The 19,740-nt window shown below is 38.7% G+C and carries 16 protein-coding genes and 1 riboswitch; of the genes, 6 read left to right on the forward strand and 10 right to left on the reverse strand.

Going from position 1 to position 19,740, the window contains the following annotated elements; all coding sequences use genetic code 11:
* Positions 1-15 precede the first annotated feature (15 nt).
* From CA265_20000 to CA265_20010, 3 genes are all read right to left on the reverse strand, one after another.
* Entirely contained in the window at positions 16-1,425 is a 1,410-nt protein-coding gene (locus tag CA265_20000) for a sigma-54-dependent Fis family transcriptional regulator (GenBank protein ARS41811.1), read from the reverse strand.
* A gap of 167 nt (positions 1,426-1,592) precedes the next feature.
* Entirely contained in the window at positions 1,593-2,372 is a 780-nt protein-coding gene (locus CA265_20005) for an enoyl-CoA hydratase (protein ID ARS41812.1), read from the reverse strand.
* A gap of 3 nt (positions 2,373-2,375) precedes the next feature.
* Positions 2,376-2,795 carry a methylmalonyl-CoA mutase gene (locus tag CA265_20010; protein ARS41813.1) on the reverse strand — a complete coding sequence of 140 codons (420 nt, stop codon included), beginning with the start codon at positions 2,793-2,795 and terminating at the stop codon, positions 2,376-2,378.
* 116 nt (positions 2,796-2,911) lie between these two features.
* Here CA265_20010 and CA265_20015 point away from each other — a divergent pair, with 116 nt between their 5' ends.
* The gene (locus tag CA265_20015; protein ID ARS41814.1) at positions 2,912-4,567 is read left to right on the forward strand and encodes a glutamine--tRNA ligase; all 1,656 of its coding nucleotides are present in this window, start codon (positions 2,912-2,914) and stop codon (positions 4,565-4,567) included.
* 222 nt (positions 4,568-4,789) lie between these two features.
* On the opposite strand, the gene CA265_20020 is transcribed toward CA265_20015, so the two are convergent.
* Positions 4,790-5,626, reverse strand: a complete 837-nt coding sequence (locus CA265_20020) for an N-acetylmuramoyl-L-alanine amidase (GenBank protein ARS41815.1) — start codon at positions 5,624-5,626, stop codon at positions 4,790-4,792.
* 113 nt (positions 5,627-5,739) lie between these two features.
* Here CA265_20020 and CA265_20025 point away from each other — a divergent pair, with 113 nt between their 5' ends.
* The 3 genes from CA265_20025 to CA265_20035 all read left to right on the forward strand — a co-directional run bounded on the left by CA265_20025 (position 5,740) and on the right by CA265_20035 (position 11,138).
* A complete protein-coding gene (locus CA265_20025; GenBank protein ID ARS41816.1) occupies positions 5,740-7,419 on the forward strand; it encodes a Zn-dependent hydrolase in 1,680 nt (559 codons plus the stop codon).
* Between the two features lie 375 nt (positions 7,420-7,794).
* The gene (locus CA265_20030) at positions 7,795-10,293 is read left to right on the forward strand and encodes a hypothetical protein (protein ID ARS41817.1); all 2,499 of its coding nucleotides are present in this window, start codon (positions 7,795-7,797) and stop codon (positions 10,291-10,293) included.
* Positions 10,294-10,385: 92 nt separating this feature from the next.
* Positions 10,386-11,138 (forward strand): DNA alkylation repair protein, encoded by a 753-nt coding sequence (locus CA265_20035; protein ID ARS41818.1) that lies wholly within the window; start codon positions 10,386-10,388, stop codon positions 11,136-11,138.
* Here CA265_20035 and CA265_20040 read toward each other — a convergent pair.
* From CA265_20040 to CA265_20060, 5 genes are all read right to left on the reverse strand, one after another.
* On the reverse strand, positions 11,135-11,629 hold the full coding sequence (locus CA265_20040) for a GNAT family N-acetyltransferase (protein ARS41819.1): 495 nt from the start codon (positions 11,627-11,629) through the stop codon (positions 11,135-11,137). The two genes, CA265_20035 and CA265_20040, sit on opposite strands and share 4 nt — an antisense overlap.
* A complete protein-coding gene (locus CA265_20045; GenBank protein ID ARS41820.1) occupies positions 11,626-12,186 on the reverse strand; it encodes a thiamine pyrophosphokinase in 561 nt (186 codons plus the stop codon). Before CA265_20045 ends, CA265_20040 begins: the two co-directional genes overlap by 4 nt.
* Before the next feature lie 63 nt (positions 12,187-12,249).
* On the reverse strand, positions 12,250-13,542 hold the full coding sequence (locus CA265_20050; GenBank protein ARS41821.1) for a hypothetical protein: 1,293 nt from the start codon (positions 13,540-13,542) through the stop codon (positions 12,250-12,252).
* A gap of 58 nt (positions 13,543-13,600) precedes the next feature.
* On the reverse strand, positions 13,601-14,245 hold the full coding sequence (locus CA265_20055) for a thiamine phosphate synthase (protein ARS41822.1): 645 nt from the start codon (positions 14,243-14,245) through the stop codon (positions 13,601-13,603).
* Between the two features lie 156 nt (positions 14,246-14,401).
* The gene (locus CA265_20060) at positions 14,402-16,849 is read right to left on the reverse strand and encodes a TonB-dependent receptor (protein ID ARS41823.1); all 2,448 of its coding nucleotides are present in this window, start codon (positions 16,847-16,849) and stop codon (positions 14,402-14,404) included.
* Between the two features lie 55 nt (positions 16,850-16,904).
* Positions 16,905-17,092, reverse strand: a riboswitch (TPP riboswitch).
* Positions 17,093-17,603: 511 nt separating this feature from the next.
* Here CA265_20060 and CA265_20065 point away from each other — a divergent pair.
* Complete coding sequence (locus CA265_20065) at positions 17,604-17,783, forward strand: hypothetical protein (protein ID ARS41824.1); 180 nt, start codon at positions 17,604-17,606, stop codon at positions 17,781-17,783.
* A 608-nt stretch (positions 17,784-18,391) separates the two neighbouring features.
* On the opposite strand, the gene CA265_20070 is transcribed toward CA265_20065, so the two are convergent.
* Positions 18,392-18,922 (reverse strand): NadR, encoded by a 531-nt coding sequence (locus tag CA265_20070; GenBank protein ID ARS43071.1) that lies wholly within the window; start codon positions 18,920-18,922, stop codon positions 18,392-18,394.
* Between the two features lie 435 nt (positions 18,923-19,357).
* Between CA265_20070 and CA265_20075 the strand changes: the two genes are divergently transcribed.
* The gene (locus CA265_20075) at positions 19,358-19,675 is read left to right on the forward strand and encodes a hypothetical protein (protein ID ARS41825.1); all 318 of its coding nucleotides are present in this window, start codon (positions 19,358-19,360) and stop codon (positions 19,673-19,675) included.
* Positions 19,676-19,740 lie beyond the last annotated feature (65 nt).

Consider the following 19,740-nt stretch of genomic DNA (forward strand, 5'->3'; position numbering starts at 1 on the left):
TTGTTGATTTAAAATTTATGTTCCATTATCGATCCTAAATTTAATTTTATTATAAAGTGTTTTTCTGTCGATGTTTAAGATTTTGGCTGCCTTGGTTTTATTGAAATTAACCTCTTTTAGCACTTCTAAAATAGCATTATATTCGGCCTCTTTAGCTGCATTCCGTAAATGAAGTGATTTTTCATGATGTGATTTTGGAGGCAAAAGAAGGGCTTTTTTTTCATACTGAGTGCTACGGTGATCAATCATTCCGAACTCTAAGGGTAAAACATGGGGTTCTATGCAATCTCCATCGGTTAATAAAGCAACCCGCCTGATTACATTTTTCAACTCACGTACATTACCTGGCCAAGGGTTGGCCAATAAACATTTCTTTACCTCATCAGAAAAGCCTTTAATCTTTTTATTCAGTTCCTGGTTTGCTATGGACAGGAAGCGCTCAGCGAATAGGAGTATGTCATTGCCCCGGTGTTTCAATGATGGAACATGTATAGAAAATTCATTAAAGCGGTGATATAAATCTTCCCTAAATGTACCCTTTTGAATGCCTTCTTCTAAATTTTCATTGGTGGCTACAATAAGCCGCACATCCAGATCAATCTCCTTTGTACTACCAATCCGCTTTATTTTCCGCTCCTGAACTGCCCTGAGTAAAATAGCCTGAATTTCGTATGATAAATTACTGACCTCATCAAGAAATAATGTTCCGCCATTTGCCTGTTCAAAGTGTCCTATTTTAGTAAAAAGTGCACCAGTGAATGATCCTTTTTCATGCCCGAAAAATTCGCTTGCGGCGAGCTCCTTCGTTAAAGAACCACAATCCATGGCAACAAAGCTGCCCGCACTGCGTAAACTATTCCTATGAATGGCCTTAGCCACACATTCTTTTCCTGTGCCACTTTTCCCGGTTAAAATAATGCTGTAATTTGTTTGGGCAACAACATTAATTTGCGCTAAAAGATTTAATGAAACTTTACTCTTACCTTCAATATACTGAGGCTGGTTAAAAAAATCAGTTGCTTCGATTTTGTTCCCGGTACTTTTATGTTTTTTTAAAAGTTGCTGCGCTTCAAGCGCTTTGTTAATCGTATTTAATATCTCATCAGGATATAATGGCTTAACAATATAATCATAAGCCCCCAGTTTTATGAGTTCAACAGCAAGTTTAACATCCGAATATCCGGTAATAATAATAACGCCTGTTGCCGGATGACTTTCGCTTATATATTTTAAAATTTCTTTACCATCTGTATCATCAAGACGGTAATCGCAGAGAACCAGGTCGAACTTTTCCTTATTTAGAATTTCTAATGCAGTACTTCCGGTGGTTGTATGTAGTACATCAAAACCACTTTTCGTTAAAAATTTAGAAAGTAATAAGCCAATATTTATTTCATCATCAATTATAAGTATCTTGTTTTTCATTAATAGGATTTTTAGCCCTAAAAAGAACCCCGAATAATTTAGTGGGATGAATCAAAATGATTGAGATTAAGCATTTTAGATTATGCATAATTACTTAAAAAATATTGAACTTAAAAACATTTTACACATTTAATTAGTACAACGATAGAATTAATACTACAAATCTATTATTTACCTGTAAAAATTGCTTTTCTCTTTTCCACAAATGCCGTTACACCTTCCTTAAAATCGGCGGTTTCGAAACATTTGCCAAATTCTTCAATTTCGGTAGCATAACCATTGGTATTATTTATTGATGCAATCACCGATTTTATTGCTGCTGAAATAGCCAAAGGTGCACGCTGCTTAATCACATTCAGCATTTCTTCAGCCTTGCCAATGAGGTCTGCCTGTGGAACAACAACATTTACCAGGCCTATTTTTTCTGCATCGGTAGCGGTAATCATATTTGCGGTAGTAATCATTTCTATGGCTTTACCCTTTCCAACCAATTGCGTAAGGCGCTGGGTGCCACCATAACCGGGAATTAAGCCTAAAGTAACTTCCGGCAAACCTAATTTCGCGTTATCTGATGCAATGCGTATGTGGCAGGCCATTGCCAACTCCAGTCCTCCGCCTAAAGCAAATCCATTAATTGCTGCGATAAATGGTTTTGAAGAATTTTCAATGGCATTAAAAACCAGCTCATGACCGCGTTTTGCCAATTCTTCTCCCTGTTTGCCACTATAATCAGAAAACTCTTTAATATCGGCCCCTGCAACAAATGCCTTTTCACCTGCTCCGGTTAAAATAACACCTCTTACTTCATCTGTTCTACCTGCAAAAGCAATTACATCCGCCAGTTCAGCCAAAGTATCTTTATTTAAAGCATTCAGTGCTTTTTCGCGGTTAATGGTAACGTATAAAATGTTTTCTTTTATTTCTGAGATTAAATTCTGGTATGCCATAGCTTAAAAATTTCTGTTTTCTGTAACCCAATTCTGTATATATTCTACAATACTGGCCATGGTTGTACCTGGAGGAAATAGTTCTCCAACCCCCATACCTGCCAGTTTTAGCCGATCTGCTTCCGGAATAATCCCTCCGCCGGTTAACAACACATCATCTAACTGTTTTTCTTTCATAAAGTGAATAATCTTTGGAAAAACCGTCATGTGTGCGCCCGATAGGATAGAAATCCCAATGGCATCAACATCCTCTTGAAGCGCTGTGTTTACCACCATTTCGGGTGTTTGGCGCAGGCCGGTATAAATTACTTCCATGCCGGCATCTCGTAAGGAAGTTGCGATTACTTTGGCTCCCCTGTCGTGACCATCTAATCCAACCTTAGCCACTAAAACGCGTATAGGCCGATTTAATACTTTGCTCATATTGAATATTAAGTTGACGTAAATGTATTGATTTTGATTCTCAAATTAATCATTAACTAAAACAAGTAGAATTAGACTAATCTTTTTACATTTGCATTCCTAATTTACAGGTTTTTATGAGTGAAGAGAAGTCATTGAACTTTATTGAAGAAATTGTTGAGAACGACTTAAATAGTGGTAAGTATGAAACTTTGGTTACGCGTTTCCCGCCGGAACCTAATGGTTATTTACACATTGGCCACGCGAAAGCAATATGCTTAAATTTCGGACTAACACAAAAATACGGCGGCTATACCAACCTGCGTTTTGACGATACCAATCCGGTAACTGAAAAAACAGAATATGTAAACAGCCAGCAAGAAGATATCAGATGGTTGGGTTTTAACTGGAAAAATGAATTATACGCCTCAGATTATTTTGATGAGCTGTATGGTTTTGCCGTTAAACTGATCGAAAAAGGTTTGGCTTATGTTGATGAAAGTTCTGCAGATGAAATTGCAGCTTTAAAAGGCACGCCAACAGAACCAGGACAGGACAGCCCATTCCGTAGCCGCAGCATCGAAGAAAATTTAGACATTTTCACAAAAATGAAAAATGGCGAGTTTGCCGATGGCGCATATATTCTGAGAGCAAAAATCGACATGGCCAGTCCAAATATGTTAATGCGCGATCCGATTATTTATCGCATTAAACATGCCGAGCATCACCGTACAGGCAACAAATGGTGCATTTACCCGATGTATGATTTTGCGCACGGACAAAGTGATAGTATCGAAAACATCACCCATTCGATATGTACTCTGGAATATGTTTCGCACCGCGAACTTTACGATTGGTTTATCGAAAAATTAGAGATTTTCCCTTCAAAACAATATGAATTCGCCCGTTTAAACCTGACCAGCACGGTAATGAGTAAACGCAAGCTATTGCAACTGGTTAACGAAAATTTAGTAAACGGGTGGGATGACCCACGTATGCCTACAATCAGCGGTTTACGCAGAAGAGGTTTTACACCAAAGAGCATCCGCGAGTTTTGCGAACGTATCGGCATCGCCAAACGCGAAAATTTAATTGAGCTGAGTCTGTTAGAATTTTGTATCCGCGAAGATTTAAATAAAACGGCTAACCGCGTAATGGCGGTTTTAGATCCGATTAAACTGGTGATTACGAATTACGAAAAAGGAACAGAAGATTTAATCGGCGAAAACAATCCGGAAGCTGAAGATGGCGGAGGTACACGTGTAATCCCTTTCAGCAATGAACTTTGGATCGAGCGTGAAGATTTTATGGAAGTACCGGCAAAAAAATGGTTCCGTTTGGCACCTGGTGCAATGGTACGCCTAAAATTTGCCTACATTGTGAAATGCGAAGATTTTGTGAAAGATGAAAACGGAAACGTTACTGAAATCCGTTGTACTTACATCCCGGAATCGAAAAGCGGGAATGATACCAGCGGTATAAATGTTAAAGGGACGATCCATTGGGTAAGCGCCCTGCATGCCAAAACTGCTGAAATCCGTTTGTACGACCGTTTGTTTACTTCTGAAACACCAGATGCTGAGGAAGGCGATTTTAAAGATTACTTAAATCCTGAAAGTTTAACGGTTTTACCTAACGTTTACATCGAACCGGCATTGGCAGACGCCGATTTAGAAAGCCGTTATCAGTTTATCCGTAAAGGTTATTTCTGTTTAGATAAAGATTCTACTGCAGATAAATTGGTTTTTAACCGCACAGTTACCTTAAAAGATACTTTTAAGAAACCGAATTAGGTTTAGCCATTTTGGCCACAGATATGCACAGATGAACACGGATTTTAGTGTTTATCTGTGCTTTTTTTTATTAGGTGGTCAACCGATTAATTGTTTGAATTGGTTAACTGGCTTCAACCGTCCAGCTTTTGGAAGGGTTGGTATATTTGTTTGTCCCATGACTTCGGACCTCTGTCCTTTGACTTTCGGACTTATTTACGCTAGCCGCCAAACGCCCTTCACTTAATACTTCGCATAAACATTATAAAGCACCAGAATATCCACAGGCGTTAAAGTCGGTGTAATATCACTCTGGATAAAATGGATTTTAAACGCCGTGATGGCTGCAGGGAGATTACTGGTATCGTAACCAATGTATTTTAAGGCCATTTCGGTATTAAAATCTACCGGTGGGTTCTTCAGCACATCATCATACCAATAACCAAAACCTTTATCAGCCAGTTTTTTCCAGGGAAAGTTTTTTGGATCGTTTTTACGTTTAGGGGCAATGTCGGCATGACCGATAAAATTTGCCGTAGGGATGCCATAGGTTTTCTTTAAAGTGGCCAATAGCTTTATCAAACTATTTATTTGTGCATCAGGCCACGGATCTGTTAAGCCGTTATTATCCAGCTCGATACCAATTGATGAGGAATTTAAATCGGTATCTTTTCCCCATTTACTTACACCAGCATGGTTTGCCCGTAAATAATCGTTCACCATATGCACTACTTTACCATCGCGGCTAATCACATAATGCGCACTGGTACCTGCTTTAGTGGAGAAAAATGTTTTTATCGTTTGCGCCAGACTATCCTGCGCAGTATGATGGATCACCACAAAATTTGGTTTACGTATCCCAAAATTTACAGAACCAATCCATTCCTGATTTGTTGCTCCTGATGAATCGTAAAGTTGACCAACCGGTGGCGTGGTGTTGATTATTTTCGAAAAATCTTTTGCCTTTTCCTTATATATTTTTTCTGTTGCGGCATATTTGCTGCTTCCGCAGGCAGATAAAATAAGTACAAGAGAAAAAGCGGAAATAGATAATGATTTTGATGACCTGGAAAATAACATGGCATGAATTGTTAGCGAGTTGAAGTTACAAAGTTATGTTAAACTTCACCCAATGCATCAAACTTTATACAAAGCTTTCAAAATTTACTAATTTAGCAGCCATATACTTTGATATGAAGAATTTATACAAATCAACACTGTTTTTATCGGCAGTAGCTATTTCAGCAGGCGTCTTATCGTCTTGTACCGGCAACAATAAATCTAAAGGTGAAAATGCTGTGGTGGTACAAAAAGATAGCTTAACCAATTATGTTGCGCAAAGATTGCCCATTTACGAAAAGGTAAAATTAACCACCAATATAAACGAATTAAGTGTTAACGACCGTAAAATTCTGCCTTTATTAATTCAGGCCGCAGAAATTATGGATCAGCTCTATTGGAAACAAGCCTACCCCCAAAGAGATAGTTTGCTGGCCACGATTAAAGACGAAAAAACACGCGATTTTGTTAATATCAATTATGGTCCCTGGGATAGATTAAATAACGATAAACCTTTTGTTGAAGGTGTTGGTGCCAAACCAGAAGGCGCATCCTTTTATCCATACGGCATTACAAAAGAAGCAATAGAGAAATCAGACCTTGCCGATAAATTTGGCGCATATTCTGTTGTTCAAAAAGACAGCACAGGCAAACTATCAACTGTACCTTACCATGTATTATTTGCTTCAGAATTACAAAAGGCAAGTTCATTATTAAAACAAGCCGCATTAATTGCTGAAGATGCAGGTTTAAAAAAATATTTAAACTTACGGGCCGATGCTTTAGTTACCGATAATTTTACCGCAAGTGATTATGCCTGGTTAGATATGAAAACCAATGGTTTGGATATTATTATTGGCCCGATTGAAAATTACGAGGATAAACTGTTTAATGCCCGTACCAGTTACGAAGCTTATGTTTTAATCAAAGATAAAGAGTGGAGTAAACGTTTGGCCAAGTATGTAAAAATGCTTCCTGAATTACAGAAAAACCTGCCTGTAGCAGCAAAATACAAAACCGAAACCCCTGGAACTGATTCTGAGTTAAATGCTTATGATGTGGTTTATTATGCAGGAGATTGTAATGCCGGATCGAAAACCATTGCCGTTAATCTTCCCAACGACGAAAAAATCCAGCAGGAAAAAGGTACACGCCGCTCGCAGTTAAAAAATGCGATGCAAGCGAAATTTGATAAAATCCTGGTACCGATTTCAAAAGAATTAATTGAAGCCGACCAGCAGCAATACATTAAATTCGATGCTTTTTTTGCAAACGTCATGTTTCACGAAGTAGCACATGGTTTAGGCATTAAAAAAACCATTACCGGGAAAGGTTTTGTACGTGCAGCATTAAAAGAGCAGTACAGCTGGCTGGAAGAAGGCAAAGCCGATATTTTAGGTTTATATATGGTAACCGGTTTACTTAAAAAAGGGGAGTTAAAGGGCGACATAAAGGATTATTATACCACGTTTATGGCTGGCATTTTACGTTCAGTTCGCTTTGGCGTTTCTGAGGCACATGGAAAAGCCAATATGCAGTGCTTTAATTATTTCCAGGAAAAAGGTGCTTTTGAGCGTACAGCTAAAGGTACTTACAAAGTAAACTTCGAAAAATTTGCTACTGCAATGAATGATTTAAGTGCATTCATTCTTACCCTTCAAGGTAATGGAGATAAAGTTGCGGTAGAAAAAGCACAAAAAGAAAAAGCGATTATCCACGCAGAACTTCAAACAGATCTGGACCGCTTAACCAAAAAGAATATTCCGGTTGATGTTGTTTTCGAACAAGGTGTTGATGTACTTGGGGTAAAGTAAAATATTCTTATAATAGAAATTTAAGGCCATAGATGCGCGGGTGTAAACTTGTTTGTCTGTGGCCTTTTTGCGTTGTTGGTTCATTAGTCATTGGCTCATTTGTGTGACTGGGTTAATTGATTAAGTTCCTTTAAAAATCTTTCCCTCCGCTATAAAAGAAAAATCGTCATTTCTATTTATAAGGTAAAATCCTCAAGGTTAGGGCTGAAGAGGGAATTAAACGCCTAAACTTCTGACATCGGACCTCCGACTTCGGACTTTTTAAAAATCCTTGTAACCTTTTTAAAAAACGGTCGTCTTACTGATAACTAAACAATGGAAACCTTTCGTTTCCGGCTAAACTTTAAAATAAGCAAGCAATTAAATTGAAAGCGCATGCACATGCGGTATGGAAATCTTTTTGCCCATTTTTTTAAGAATAAATACCTAAAAATGAAAACATTTTACAGAATATCGCTGATCCTTACGCTCCTTTTTACCGCCGCATTGGGTTTCGCGCAAACAAACCCTAAAGCAAACATTAGCGGGATCATTTTAGATGAAGCCAAAAAACCAGCAGATTATGTTACCGTTGTCCTATTTAAAGCACCCGATTCGAGCGTGGTTAAAACAGCATTTACTGATCCAAACGGCGCCTTTAATTTTAATGTTTCGGCTAAGGGGAGCTATTATTATAAAGCCAGTAACATGGGTTATAAAACGCTTAAAAGTAAAACCATCGTTTTAACAGAAGATAATCAAAAGGTAGATTTCGGAACGGCACAACTCAGCGCAAGCACTCAAAACCTAAAAGAGGTGAATGTAGCAGTAACTAAACCCTTAATCGAAAGAAAAATGGATAAGATCGTGATGAACGTTTCCAATAGTTCGATTATGACCGGTTCTACTGCGCTGGAGGTTTTGCAAAAAGCACCAGGCGTAACTGTAGATCAGAACGATAAGATTTCGATGATGGGCAAACAAGGTGTTTTAATTCAGCTGGATGGAAAACAGACTTACATGAGCAGTGCCGATGTGGCCAACCTGCTCCGCAATATGCAGAGCTCAGAGATTGAGAGCATCGAACTGATTACCAACCCTTCTTCAAAATATGATGCTTCTGGCAACTCGGGGATTATCAATATTAAAACGAAGAAAAATAAAAACGGCGGAACCAATGGCAGTGTTAGTGCAACGGCAGGTTACGGCAAAAACTTTAGGGGAAATGCCGGTTTAAACCTAAACCATAGAACACAAAAACTGAATCTTTTCGGTAACTACAATTACGGAAGAAATGAGCGCGACAACCTTATTGCCATCGATCGTATTTCGAACGGAACACCCGATACCTATTTTACGCAGGTGGGCACCAGTCATAGAAAACAGCAAAACAATAACTTTAAAGCAGGTATAGATTACTTTATTGATAAAAAGAATACGATTGGTCTTTTAGTAAACGGCTACTTTAACCACGGAAATGAAACTTCAGTAAACAATACATTAATTGGTCCATCTTTTACAAAAGTAGATTCGAGCCTGATCACCAACTCATTACAGGCAAATAAATACAATAATATTTCTTATAACTTAAATTATAAATCTGTTCTGGATACGGCGGGTTCGGAAATCTCGGCAGATGTAGATTATTCCAAATACAAAGGAAACGATGGTTCTAATTATGAAAACGATTACCGGTTTCAAAATGGAGACAGAATCCGCCCGATCAGGTATACCCGGAATAATACCCCATCGATCATTGATATCAAAGCCTTTAAAATCGATTATAATGTTTCGTTAAGCAAAACGGTTAAACTCGAAGCCGGGGTGAAAAGTAGCTGGGTTAAAACAGATAATGATCTTCAGGCAGAAGAATTTGTAAGTAATGTTTGGCAAAACGATGTAAAACGAAGCAATCAGTTTGTATACGATGAAAATGTAAATGCGGCTTATACCAATATCAACAAACAGTTTAAAAATACCAGCGTACAGGTTGGCCTAAGGGTTGAGCAAACCAATTCGAAAGGAAATCTGATTACCAAAAACACTGTGGTGGAACGAAATTACTGGGATTTCTTTCCAACATTGTTTGTTCAGCAAACGCTTTCGAAAAACAATCAGCTAGGTTTTTCTTATAGCAGAAGGATAGACCGCCCAAGTTACGATGCTTTAAATCCCTTTATTTATTATTTGGACGAATTTACCTATAGCAAAGGAAATCCTTTTTTAAATCCGCAGTATACGCATAATTTCGAGTTGAGTTATACGCTATTACAAAAATACATGCTCTCGATAGGCTATAGCAGGGTTAATGATGTTATTGCAGAGGTAATTTTGCCCGACGCAGCAAATCAATCGTTATATCAAACCAATGCCAACATTGCCACCAACATTAGCTACAATGCCAATTTAAATGTGCCTGTTCAGATTACGAAATGGTGGCAGACCAATAACAACTTAAATGTTTTTTACCTCAGTTTCGAAGCGCCAGATCTGGCCGGAAGTGCTTTAAAAACCGGAAAAACATCTTTCCAGTTTAAATCACAGCAAACGTTTACCATTATGGATGGTTTTACGGCAGAAATAAATGGCAGTTACGAATCGCCGCTTGATTATGGTACCTTAAGTTTAAAAGCCCGTTATTATGTTGATGCAGGTTTAAGCAAATCGTTATTTAAGAAAAAAGCAAGTTTGAAGCTGGCCCTATCAGATGTATTTAATATCTCTGAAAACAATTTATCAAGCGCCTATCCAGGCTTAACCTATACGGTGCATCAAAAAAATGAAACCCGCATTGGCAGGATCAGCTTTACTTATCGTTTTGGTAAAAATGAAATCAAACCGGCCCGTCGCCGCGCAACAGGTACTGAAGCAGAGCAAGGCAGGATGAAAAATTAACATTCAACCCTTTCAATTAAGAAAACCCGATCAACATTATGCTGGTCGGGTTTTCTGTTTTCTGTATATTTAAACTGGAAACCCTGAACAAAATGTCTGTCGAGAAAATCTCCAAACCAACCGCGAATTTAACAGCGGCTGCCTTTATTGAAAAATTAAGTACTTACCAATCTAACATAGAATTGGAAAAGATTTCCCGTTATTTTAAAACTGAGGATGGTGAATACGGGGAGGGAGACCAGTTTATTGGTGTTCGGATGGGACAGGTTTTCGAGGTGGCCAGGGCTTTTGTGGCCATGCCTATCCGGGAAATAGAAAAGCTTTTGGAAAGTCCGTTTCATGAACACCGGGCTGGTGCAGTAAGCATAATGGATTTTAGGGCAAGGGATAAAAAAACAAGTGAAGATGTAAAGAAAGCCCTTTTTGAACTTTACCTTAACCGGCACGACCGGATTAACAATTGGGACCTGGTAGATCGTGCCGCATGTTTTGTAGTGGGCAGTTATTTATTTGATAAAGCAAAGGATATTTTGTACCAATTAGCCGTTTCTGACAATATGTGGAAACGCCGGACGGCAATGGTAAGTACCTCTTACTTTATCCGCAAAGGCGATCTGACCGATACTTTTGGCATTGCAGAAATCCTTTTAAATGATCGCGAAGACTTAATTCAGAAAGCAGTTGGCGGTTGGATCAGGCAGGCGGGCACAAAAAACAAAGTTCAGTTAATGGCTTTTTTAGAAAAACATGGCGCAACAATGCCGCGTACCATGCTGCGTTACGCCATAGAACATTTTGACAAAAGTGACCGTGAGTATTATTTGAACCTGAAAAAGATAGATTAGAACTTATATTCCATTACATAATCATCCATAAAGTAACCTTCACCTATATCTAGCTTTACCGATTCTTTAATGGTAAAGCCTCCTTTTAGGTAAAAATCTTTGGCTTTATTATGCTTGTTCACATTCAATTGTAAAGCACTTCCCCCCGCATCTTTCACCTGGTTAAAAACCTCGTTAATTAAAATTTTTCCGACCCCTTTGCCATGTGCTGATGGAAGCACATAAAGTTTGTGCAATTTGTAAATGCGTTCTTCGTGTCCAACAATAGAGTAACCTGCAAAACCGAACTGATTTTCGCCCTCCTCTGCAATCAGGAAAATATGCCCTTCCATAAATTGTTTCAGCAGCTCCCCTTTGTTGTACATTTTATCGAGCATGTAATCTATCTGTGCCTGCCCGATAATATCGAGGTAGGTTGATGGCCAGGTTGCCGCAGCAATATCCCTGATGATTTCTATATCTTCTTCTTTTGCTTTTCTAAGGGTAATCATATAGGTTCACTAATAAAAATTGGTTGTCCTGAAAAGGTAAATTCTACAAAGCCATCTTTAACCACGGTAAAAATTTCATCTTCATTCTGCGCGAGGTTTGTTACTTCGATATATTGGTTGCCGTGAATCAGGAATTCACTTCCGGCAGGTTTCCACACCGAGAATCCCGATTTTATGGCATAATGTTTTGCCCTTTCGGTAAACACCACCAGGTTGATTTTGTCTTCAAATCCTGCAAATTTCTCCAGATCGAATTTTTTGGCGATTACATTTACAGCAGGATACCGCTCTTCATACAAATAATTAATAGCCACCATTAATGCATCAACAGGTCCCTGAATAACTTTTGTATCCTCTTGCGTTTCCTGTCCGTTTCCATTTACCAGAACATCAACCTTTAAACCTAAAGAAAATATTTTATCGTAATTTTCTCCGTTAACCAGAAGCGTAGGGCTCCATTCGAGCAGCTGCCCTAAAAGCTCTTCGTTAAAATTACCAAGCTCATCGATGTATAAAGCCGGCTCCTGTTTTTCTTTTACAATATGGTGTGAAGACATACTGCGAATATAGAAATTTCGCTTTAAGTACAGTATAGGAAGAATCAGCAAGGGGTAAAATGATTAACGGTTGTACGGATATTCATTTACCCAATGAAAGCTCCTGTTTATGAGTCTAAAATCTTTAAGGTCTTTCCGCTTAAAGCTCACCGAAATAGAATCTTTCCCTTTAAGTCCGGAAATAAGCAGTTTATCTTTGCCGACAACACTATAGGTTAAAATATATTGAGCAGCTTCTTTATCCTGAGAATTTAACACGAGCGTTTTCTTTTTTGCATTAAAAACGGTGGCAAAATTAAAGATACTATCGTTCATTGTTTTTACGCGTGCGTAACCGGCGTAATTAATAATCATCTGTTTCCAGCGTGTGCTGTCAGTGGTTAGCGGAGGCAGGGTTTTGCCTTTAAAACTCACGCTTTCTACATTATAAATGCCATACATAAATGGCTTTGGCGCATTGCTGCCATAGGTTTTGCTTTGCGCAATCAACGTTGATAATAGGAAAAGCATTGATGCAGCGATAACCAGGTATTTACCCGTATAGGCCACCATAAAGAGCCATCGTTTTTTATAAACAGGACGATGCATTTTTTCGAGCTGCTGGTTTTCATACCTGACAAAAAACCGGTATAACTTTAAAAAATGTGGGGCTAAAATAAACAGGCACATCACCACCAGCGCGGTTGACAGTTGCTTTACCGGCACATCGAAAAAATAATTCATGGCCATTACATGTACAGTTGCCGCAAGCGATAGAAATGCACCAATAATCACAGTTCTGCGGAACAACAATAAAATAGCAGAAACTTCGATAATCCCCATAAAAACATTGTAACCTTTAGAAAACCCGAGGAATGTCCAGGCGAGGCCCATTGGTGAGGCTTGGCCAAAAGGCTGTAGCAGGCGGAATAAAGATGGATCGGGAAATTGAAGCTTGATTACTTTTATGGCCCCATACATCACCAGGGTAAACGCCAGATAAAAACGTACGAGTACGATGAGCCAGTAATAAGCGGTATGGTAGCTTTTGCGTTTGCGGTCAAATACCGACCAGATAAAACAACCAACAACTGAAATTAAAAACATAAATACCAGTAATACCCAATCGTACGAGGTATCGCCACTGCCGTTGGTGTAAATTTTAAAGTCGTAATTGTAATGAAGAACATGCTGAGAAAACCACGGAATTAAATCATGTAATACCAGTGTAGGGTATTTGATTACATAATAGAAGAATGGAAAAGCGCCGTTGTTGTTCAGGATAATGAAAAGAGACAACAACAGGAAAAAGAACCTGAAGGATATTTTTTTATAAATGTTCCAGGGTGTATTGGTTTGAAGAGCGTTTTCTGACATATTAGTTAGGATTTATCCAAAACTAAAAATTATCACGTGGCCTTCAAATTATAAAATGTTAATTAACAGCGCTTTCTTTAACTAATGTGTAAAAATCCTGATAGGCTTCAATAAAATCATCGGCTAAATTAATGGCTCCTGAAACGGCTATACCGTAAATGCCAGCTTGCATTAAAGCTTCTACATCGTAGGTTTTTATCCCGCCCACAGCCAAGAGCGGAATACTGATGTGCTGAGCATCCAATTCTTTTATTGCTTGCTGATAGCCCTCAATACCCAATAACTTATATTGGTTAGGCTTGGTTTCAGTTTCTGCAAATGGCCCATAACCAACATAATCGGCACCCTCTTGTGCAAGTCTGATTACATTTTCTACTGTATTGGCAGATCCTCCAAGGGTAATATCATGGCCAACCCGTTTGCGCAGGGCGACAAAATCGGCATCCATATCTTCCATATGAAAACCCTGGATATCGGCCTTTCCATTTAAATGAACATGATTGGTAACAATTAAAGTGGTACCCCAATCATCACAGATTTCTGCAATAGCATTAATATCCTGCAAGAGTGCTTCATCAGTTTTGCTCAGGCAACGGTACTGGATCCACTTTGCACCAGCCTCACAGGCTTGTTGTGCCTGCTCGATGTGACTTAAATGCGGGATATCGTGCGTGATGTAATGAAGTTTCTCTATGTATTTCATATCGGTATGGTAGGATTGAGTGTTTTAAAATCAGGTTGCCAATATAAAACAAAATCGCCATTGCAAGTATATTCCGCAATGACGATCCTATTTTTAGCTTTGGGTTGACAACTTTACAGGCTATTGGCCCAGAAAGTTGTCAACCCTGAATACAGATTAAAATTTCACATTCAGGCTTAGCAAAAAGTTAGTTCCTGCTTGTGGATAAAAGAAGTTTTCGGTTACCCTGCTTCCGCCTGCCTGGTAGCCATAGGTATAACCATTGCTTTCGTATTTCTTATCGAAAATATTGTTTACCAGTAAACCCAGGTTAACGTTTTTAACCCCTGCAAATTTAAAGTCGTAGCCCAAACGCGCATTACTTACCCAGTAGCCGTTAATGGTCCTATCGTTATTCTGCGTATTATCCAGGTATTGTTTGCTTACATATTTGCTTTGTAAGGCTATTGCAAAACCACTAACCGGTTTGTAAACCAGCTCGCCAAAAAGCACCGCACTTGGAGAATAAGAGATATCGGTTAAGCTGTAATTGTTTACCACTTCTCCACCGTTATCATAATCATCATAATATTCGGTAAAGTTCTTAATTTTGTTTCTGCTCCATGCAGCATTAGCATTTAATACAAATTGCTGGCTAATGGCGTAAGATCCGTCTAGCTCAATCCCTAAACGGTAACTTCTGTCTACATTCTGACGGTAGCTAGCACCAACATCGTTTAACTGTCCGGTAACCACCAACTGGTTTTTGTAGAACATACCATAGGCATTGGCACCAACATTAAATTCATCGTTTTTAAAACGGTATCCTAATTCTACATCGTTCAAGCGCTCAGCTTTAGGTGAAATATTGGCTACCGATGCATCTGTATAATCATCACGGTTAGGCTCTTTGTTGGCTACACTGAACGAGGCATATACATTGCTTTGTGGATTGATAAAATAAGTGGCTCCAAATTTAGGGTTAAAGAAATTTAGGTTCTCGTTAATCGTCAGGGTGTTTAGTTTATTTTCCGTTCCTGCAATATCGAAATATACCCGGCGGTATTGCAAATCAGCAAATAAGCTTAACGACTCTACCGGACTATAGTTTACTTTACCGTAAACGTTAAAATCGGTTTTAAAACCATCATTATCATAATAATGCCTGTCTATATTTCCGTTTGATGCGTATTGTGCCCAAATCACCTGTCCGAAGTGTGCACCCTTATATTCATTATATGCACCGCCTAAAGTAAAGTTTAAATTCTTTTCAGGCACATAATTGAAAGCATAGGTAACGCCATAAAAATCGTTATCTAACCAACGGCGGCGAATTAAATCTGTTGAAGTAATAGGTGTTCCTCCTGGAACAACTACAGGGTTTAAACCATAATTTTTCAATTCATCCTGTACCCTGTATTCTTCATAATAGCCTTCACCCTGAGTATAATGTAAGGCACCATTAAAAGAAAACTGATCAGAAAGCTGTCTGGCATAAATTAACTGGTAATGGTTCTGGGTATAGTTATCTGTCTGGTTATTGTACAGGAAACTATTGTAAGTTCTGCCTGAGTTCAAAAGATTTGCAGCATCCTCTGCACTTAAGCCGTTTCTGGCAATATAGGCATTCATTCCGGCTACATCATTTTCTAAACGTGATTGCGGAATACCATTCCACGATTGATAGGTTTTCTCATTTCCTGAAAAAACATTAACACGCAACAGGTCTTTATTTCCATGGTAAGCACCGGATAGAAAATAAGATTTAAGCAACGATGAACCGCGGTCTACATAACCATCAGAACTAATTCTCGATAAACGGCCATCAAAGCTAAATCGGTTATTAATTAAACCTGTTCCTACCTTTACCGTATTTTTCCAGGTATCGAAACTGCCATAAGTGCTGTTTACTTCTGCATAAGGCTCCAACTCGCTTGCCGTAGTTTGAATATTTAAACTGGCACCAAACGCACCTGCACCATTGGTTGAGGTACCTACACCGCGCTGAATCTGTACATTATCTACCGATGAAGCAAAATCGGGCATGTTTACATAAAATGTACCTTGACTTTCGCTATCGTTTATCGGAATACCGTTAACGGTTACGTTGATCCTGCTGTTATCGCTACCGCGGATACGGATACCCGTGTAACCTACGCCAGCACCGGCATCAGAGTTAACCACAACGCCCGGCGTGTTTTGAAGAATGAAAGGTAGATCCTGTCCGAAGTTATTCTGCTGGATTTCTTCTTTACCAATATTCTTATAGGTAGTGGCCGATTTTTCTGTAGCCCGCGTTGCACGAACAATGACTTCATCAGCTAAGAAATTTTGTGGAGAGAGGCTAAAATCCAGTGTAGTATGCTGCTTAAGTTCTACCGCTTTTTCGATTGTTTTATAACCTACATAACTAACCACAATCGTGTATTTTCCGTTAACCAGGTTTGTAATGCTGTAATTCCCGGCAGCATCGCTTACCACTGCTGTTTTTTGATTCCTCAATTTAACGGTAGCACCTGGAAGTGGTTGCTGGTTTTGATCTGTTATTTTACCTGTAACAGAAATTTGTGCCGATACGAAGAAGGGCAACATTGCAACAAGCGCTGCAAAAAGTAAATTTTTCAATTTTATTGTTTTTAGTTAAACTCATCGGAAAAGGGGCATTGCCGATTTTCAGTTAAACTTCCATAACTCCAATCCCTACGCCGGCATTACCCGGATCAGGTGCATTTATAAGGTTTAGGGTTTTGAGGTTTAGGGCTTAGGGTTTTACCTTCCGCCTTTTACCTTCTATCTTTCACCTATAAAATGGGTATGATCTCAGCCTGTTTTTGTGTTTATTTAAACAAGGCACCCCTAATGATGGGTCAAATGTAGAAAATATTTAGCAATTCGAACGGTTTTTGAAACTTTATGGGGTAATTGGCTAAAAATTGACAGCTTAATAGCATACTTTAATGAATTAACTGGTGCTTAGGCTTAGAAAATGAACGGTTCTGTATTCATGGCATTTTCAGTCCCGCTCCCGCTTCTGCTGCCGGTGAATCCTGTGAACAAGCAAGCACACCATAAAAACCAAAAAAAATTGTGCTTAAATCGGCAGCATCCCGCTTTGATCGGGTTTAGGTGGCCAGGTAGGTGAAACTATTAATGGATTGATTACCAAACGTTCCTACGGAACGAAAACGCCAATTGTAAATTGGCTACCCATGAGGCGTCCCGATGGGACGACTTTGATCAAGTTAAGAATAGAGCAAAAACACCCATTATAATTCCCATCAATTTTGTCCTTCCACAGGCATAATGACAATGCTTTTTGTTTTAGGCTATTAAAGACCTCATATGAAATCATTCATATTTAACTCTATAAAATTTCGCAATGAGGCGGCAAAAAAAATCATTAATGAATAAATCACCAAACGTTCCTGCGGAACGAAACGCCAATTGTAAATTGGCTACCTATGAGACGTCCCGATGGGACGACTTTGATCAAGTTAAGAATAAAGCAAAAACACCCTTTATAATTCGCGGCAATTTTGTCCTTCCACAGGCACAATGACAATGTTTTTTTGTTTTAGGCTAGTCAAGACCTCATATGAAATCATTCATATTTTACTATAAAATTTCGCGATGGGAAGGCAAAAAAATTATTAATGGATTAATCACCAAACGTTCCTTTAGAACGAAAACGCCAATTGTAAATTGGCTACCCATGAGGCGTCCCGATGGGACGACTTTGATCAAGTTAAGAATAAAGCAAAAATACCCTTTATAATTCCCGGCAATTTTGTCCTTCCACAGGCACGATAACAATGCTTTTTGCATTAGGCTAGTCAAGATCTCATTATGAGATCAGTTATATTTAACTGTATGAAACCTCGCAATGACTTGGCTAAAGAAATAATATTCACAAATCGTCCCATCGGGACGACTGCCAGGTAGAAAAAAATGAAATGTTTTTTTCGTTCCGTAGGAACGTTTCGTGTTTACGCATCATGGCAATAAGCCCCTGGTCAATAAACCCGACCGACAGCGTTATCCCGATTGGAGAATTGTTTTATTTAAGAGCTTAATTATCGGGATTAAGCAAAGGGCGGGACTAAAGCAGCTATGAAACACGAACAATCATTTCCAAAAAAATCACCCTTTTAATAAAGAGAAATATATTTATGCTCCAAGAAAGTCATCAATCGCTTTAATCGCATTCGCTACCCTTTCATCGCCTAAACCGCCAACTACTTTGTAATTCGCATTCAGGGCACGGAGTTCCTTGTGCCAAACCTGCATAAAATATTCGCGTTTCTCCGGAAAATCGCGTAACGGATCGTCCTGCCAGGGCAAATCGATATCCATTAACAGGTACAGATCGTATGGTCTTTTCGGCAGCGCATCTAACACGAGCTGTGGTGTTTCACCGAGCACTTCATCGCTCCAGATTTTTACCGTAATAAAAGTAGTATCACAAATAATAAAATCGCTTTCGGTAGTGACTAAAATGGCATCCTCTAAAGCAACCTGTCCGTAGTACATATTCACTTCATCCTGATGGGTATAATCGGCAACCAGGTTTTCGCAGTAATAACGGGCATATTCGGGTACCCACGAAACTTTGTAGTATTTTGCCAGCAATTGAGATATAGTAGATTTTCCCGTACTTTCCGGGCCAACAATAGCGATCTTTTTAATATTTTTATTCACGATATATTTTCTGAATACGGTCAAATGTAAAAGAAAAAGCCTTAAAAGAAAAAATCCGGTTGAGGAGGGCTCCTCTAACCGGATAATAAACCAAACAAACTATTTATGAAGAAATCCTCATGGCGGGTAACTAATCCGCGGAGGAAGCTTTAGATCATTGTCTAAAGTATATACAAAACGCATATATGTTCTGCTTATTACAACATTATTGCCAATATTCCGATCATCACAACTTCGTGACTTAATTCTGACTCATAGCGCCACTTTTGCGAAATTCTTTTAACACTAATTAACATTTAAAGCAAAACCGTACGTTTGATTTTGACAGCCATGTATAATTTATAGTACATTCCAAAAATTAGTGTTCATTATTTAAAACTATTTGTACTAAAAGGTGTTATTTATTTAAGACATCAACAACTAAAACGTTATACCATGAAAAAGTTATGTGTTGTATTATCTCTTCTTATTGTATTTGCTTTAGGCTCAATTGCCTTTACAAATATTAAATTGGGAGGAATAATCGGAAAAATTACGCCAGGTGATGCGGCTTCTGCGGTATCGCTTGTAGCGGCGACAGACACGCTAAAAGCGGAGATTAGCCAGGGCGTTTTTACTTTTACCAACCTTAAAGAAGGCGTTTATACCGTTGTTGTAAAAGCCAATGCCCCATATAAAGATGCTGTGATAGAAAAGGTTGCCGTAAAAGATAGCGCCACTACAGATTTAGGCGAAATTAAATTACAGCAGTAGTTCATTTCGCAAAAGAAAAATCTAAAAAGAGCACTTTAATAGGGCTCTTTTTTATTTTAAAAAAA

This window comes from Sphingobacteriaceae bacterium GW460-11-11-14-LB5 (assembly GCA_002151545.1).
Classification (GTDB): domain Bacteria; phylum Bacteroidota; class Bacteroidia; order Sphingobacteriales; family Sphingobacteriaceae; genus Pedobacter.

Bases quoted from the DNA above. Each gene is read 5' to 3' on its own strand.
- CA265_20000 (ARS41811.1), bottom strand. From the start codon at position 1,425: ATGAAAAACAAGATACTTATAATTGATGATGAAATAAATATTGGCTTA.
- CA265_20005 (ARS41812.1), bottom strand. From the start codon at position 2,372: ATGGCATACCAGAATTTAATCTCAGAAATAAAAGAAAACATTTTATAC.
- CA265_20010 (ARS41813.1), bottom strand. From the start codon at position 2,795: ATGAGCAAAGTATTAAATCGGCCTATACGCGTTTTAGTGGCTAAGGTT.
- CA265_20015 (ARS41814.1), top strand. From the start codon at position 2,912: ATGAGTGAAGAGAAGTCATTGAACTTTATTGAAGAAATTGTTGAGAAC.
- CA265_20020 (ARS41815.1), bottom strand. From the start codon at position 5,626: ATGTTATTTTCCAGGTCATCAAAATCATTATCTATTTCCGCTTTTTCT.
- CA265_20025 (ARS41816.1), top strand. From the start codon at position 5,740: ATGAAGAATTTATACAAATCAACACTGTTTTTATCGGCAGTAGCTATT.
- CA265_20030 (ARS41817.1), top strand. From the start codon at position 7,795: ATGCACATGCGGTATGGAAATCTTTTTGCCCATTTTTTTAAGAATAAA.
- CA265_20035 (ARS41818.1), top strand. From the start codon at position 10,386: ATGTCTGTCGAGAAAATCTCCAAACCAACCGCGAATTTAACAGCGGCT.
- CA265_20040 (ARS41819.1), bottom strand. From the start codon at position 11,629: ATGATTACCCTTAGAAAAGCAAAAGAAGAAGATATAGAAATCATCAGG.
- CA265_20045 (ARS41820.1), bottom strand. From the start codon at position 12,186: ATGTCTTCACACCATATTGTAAAAGAAAAACAGGAGCCGGCTTTATAC.
- CA265_20050 (ARS41821.1), bottom strand. From the start codon at position 13,542: ATGTCAGAAAACGCTCTTCAAACCAATACACCCTGGAACATTTATAAA.
- CA265_20055 (ARS41822.1), bottom strand. From the start codon at position 14,245: ATGAAATACATAGAGAAACTTCATTACATCACGCACGATATCCCGCAT.
- CA265_20065 (ARS41824.1), top strand. From the start codon at position 17,604: ATGAGGCGGCAAAAAAAATCATTAATGAATAAATCACCAAACGTTCCT.
- CA265_20075 (ARS41825.1), top strand. From the start codon at position 19,358: ATGAAAAAGTTATGTGTTGTATTATCTCTTCTTATTGTATTTGCTTTA.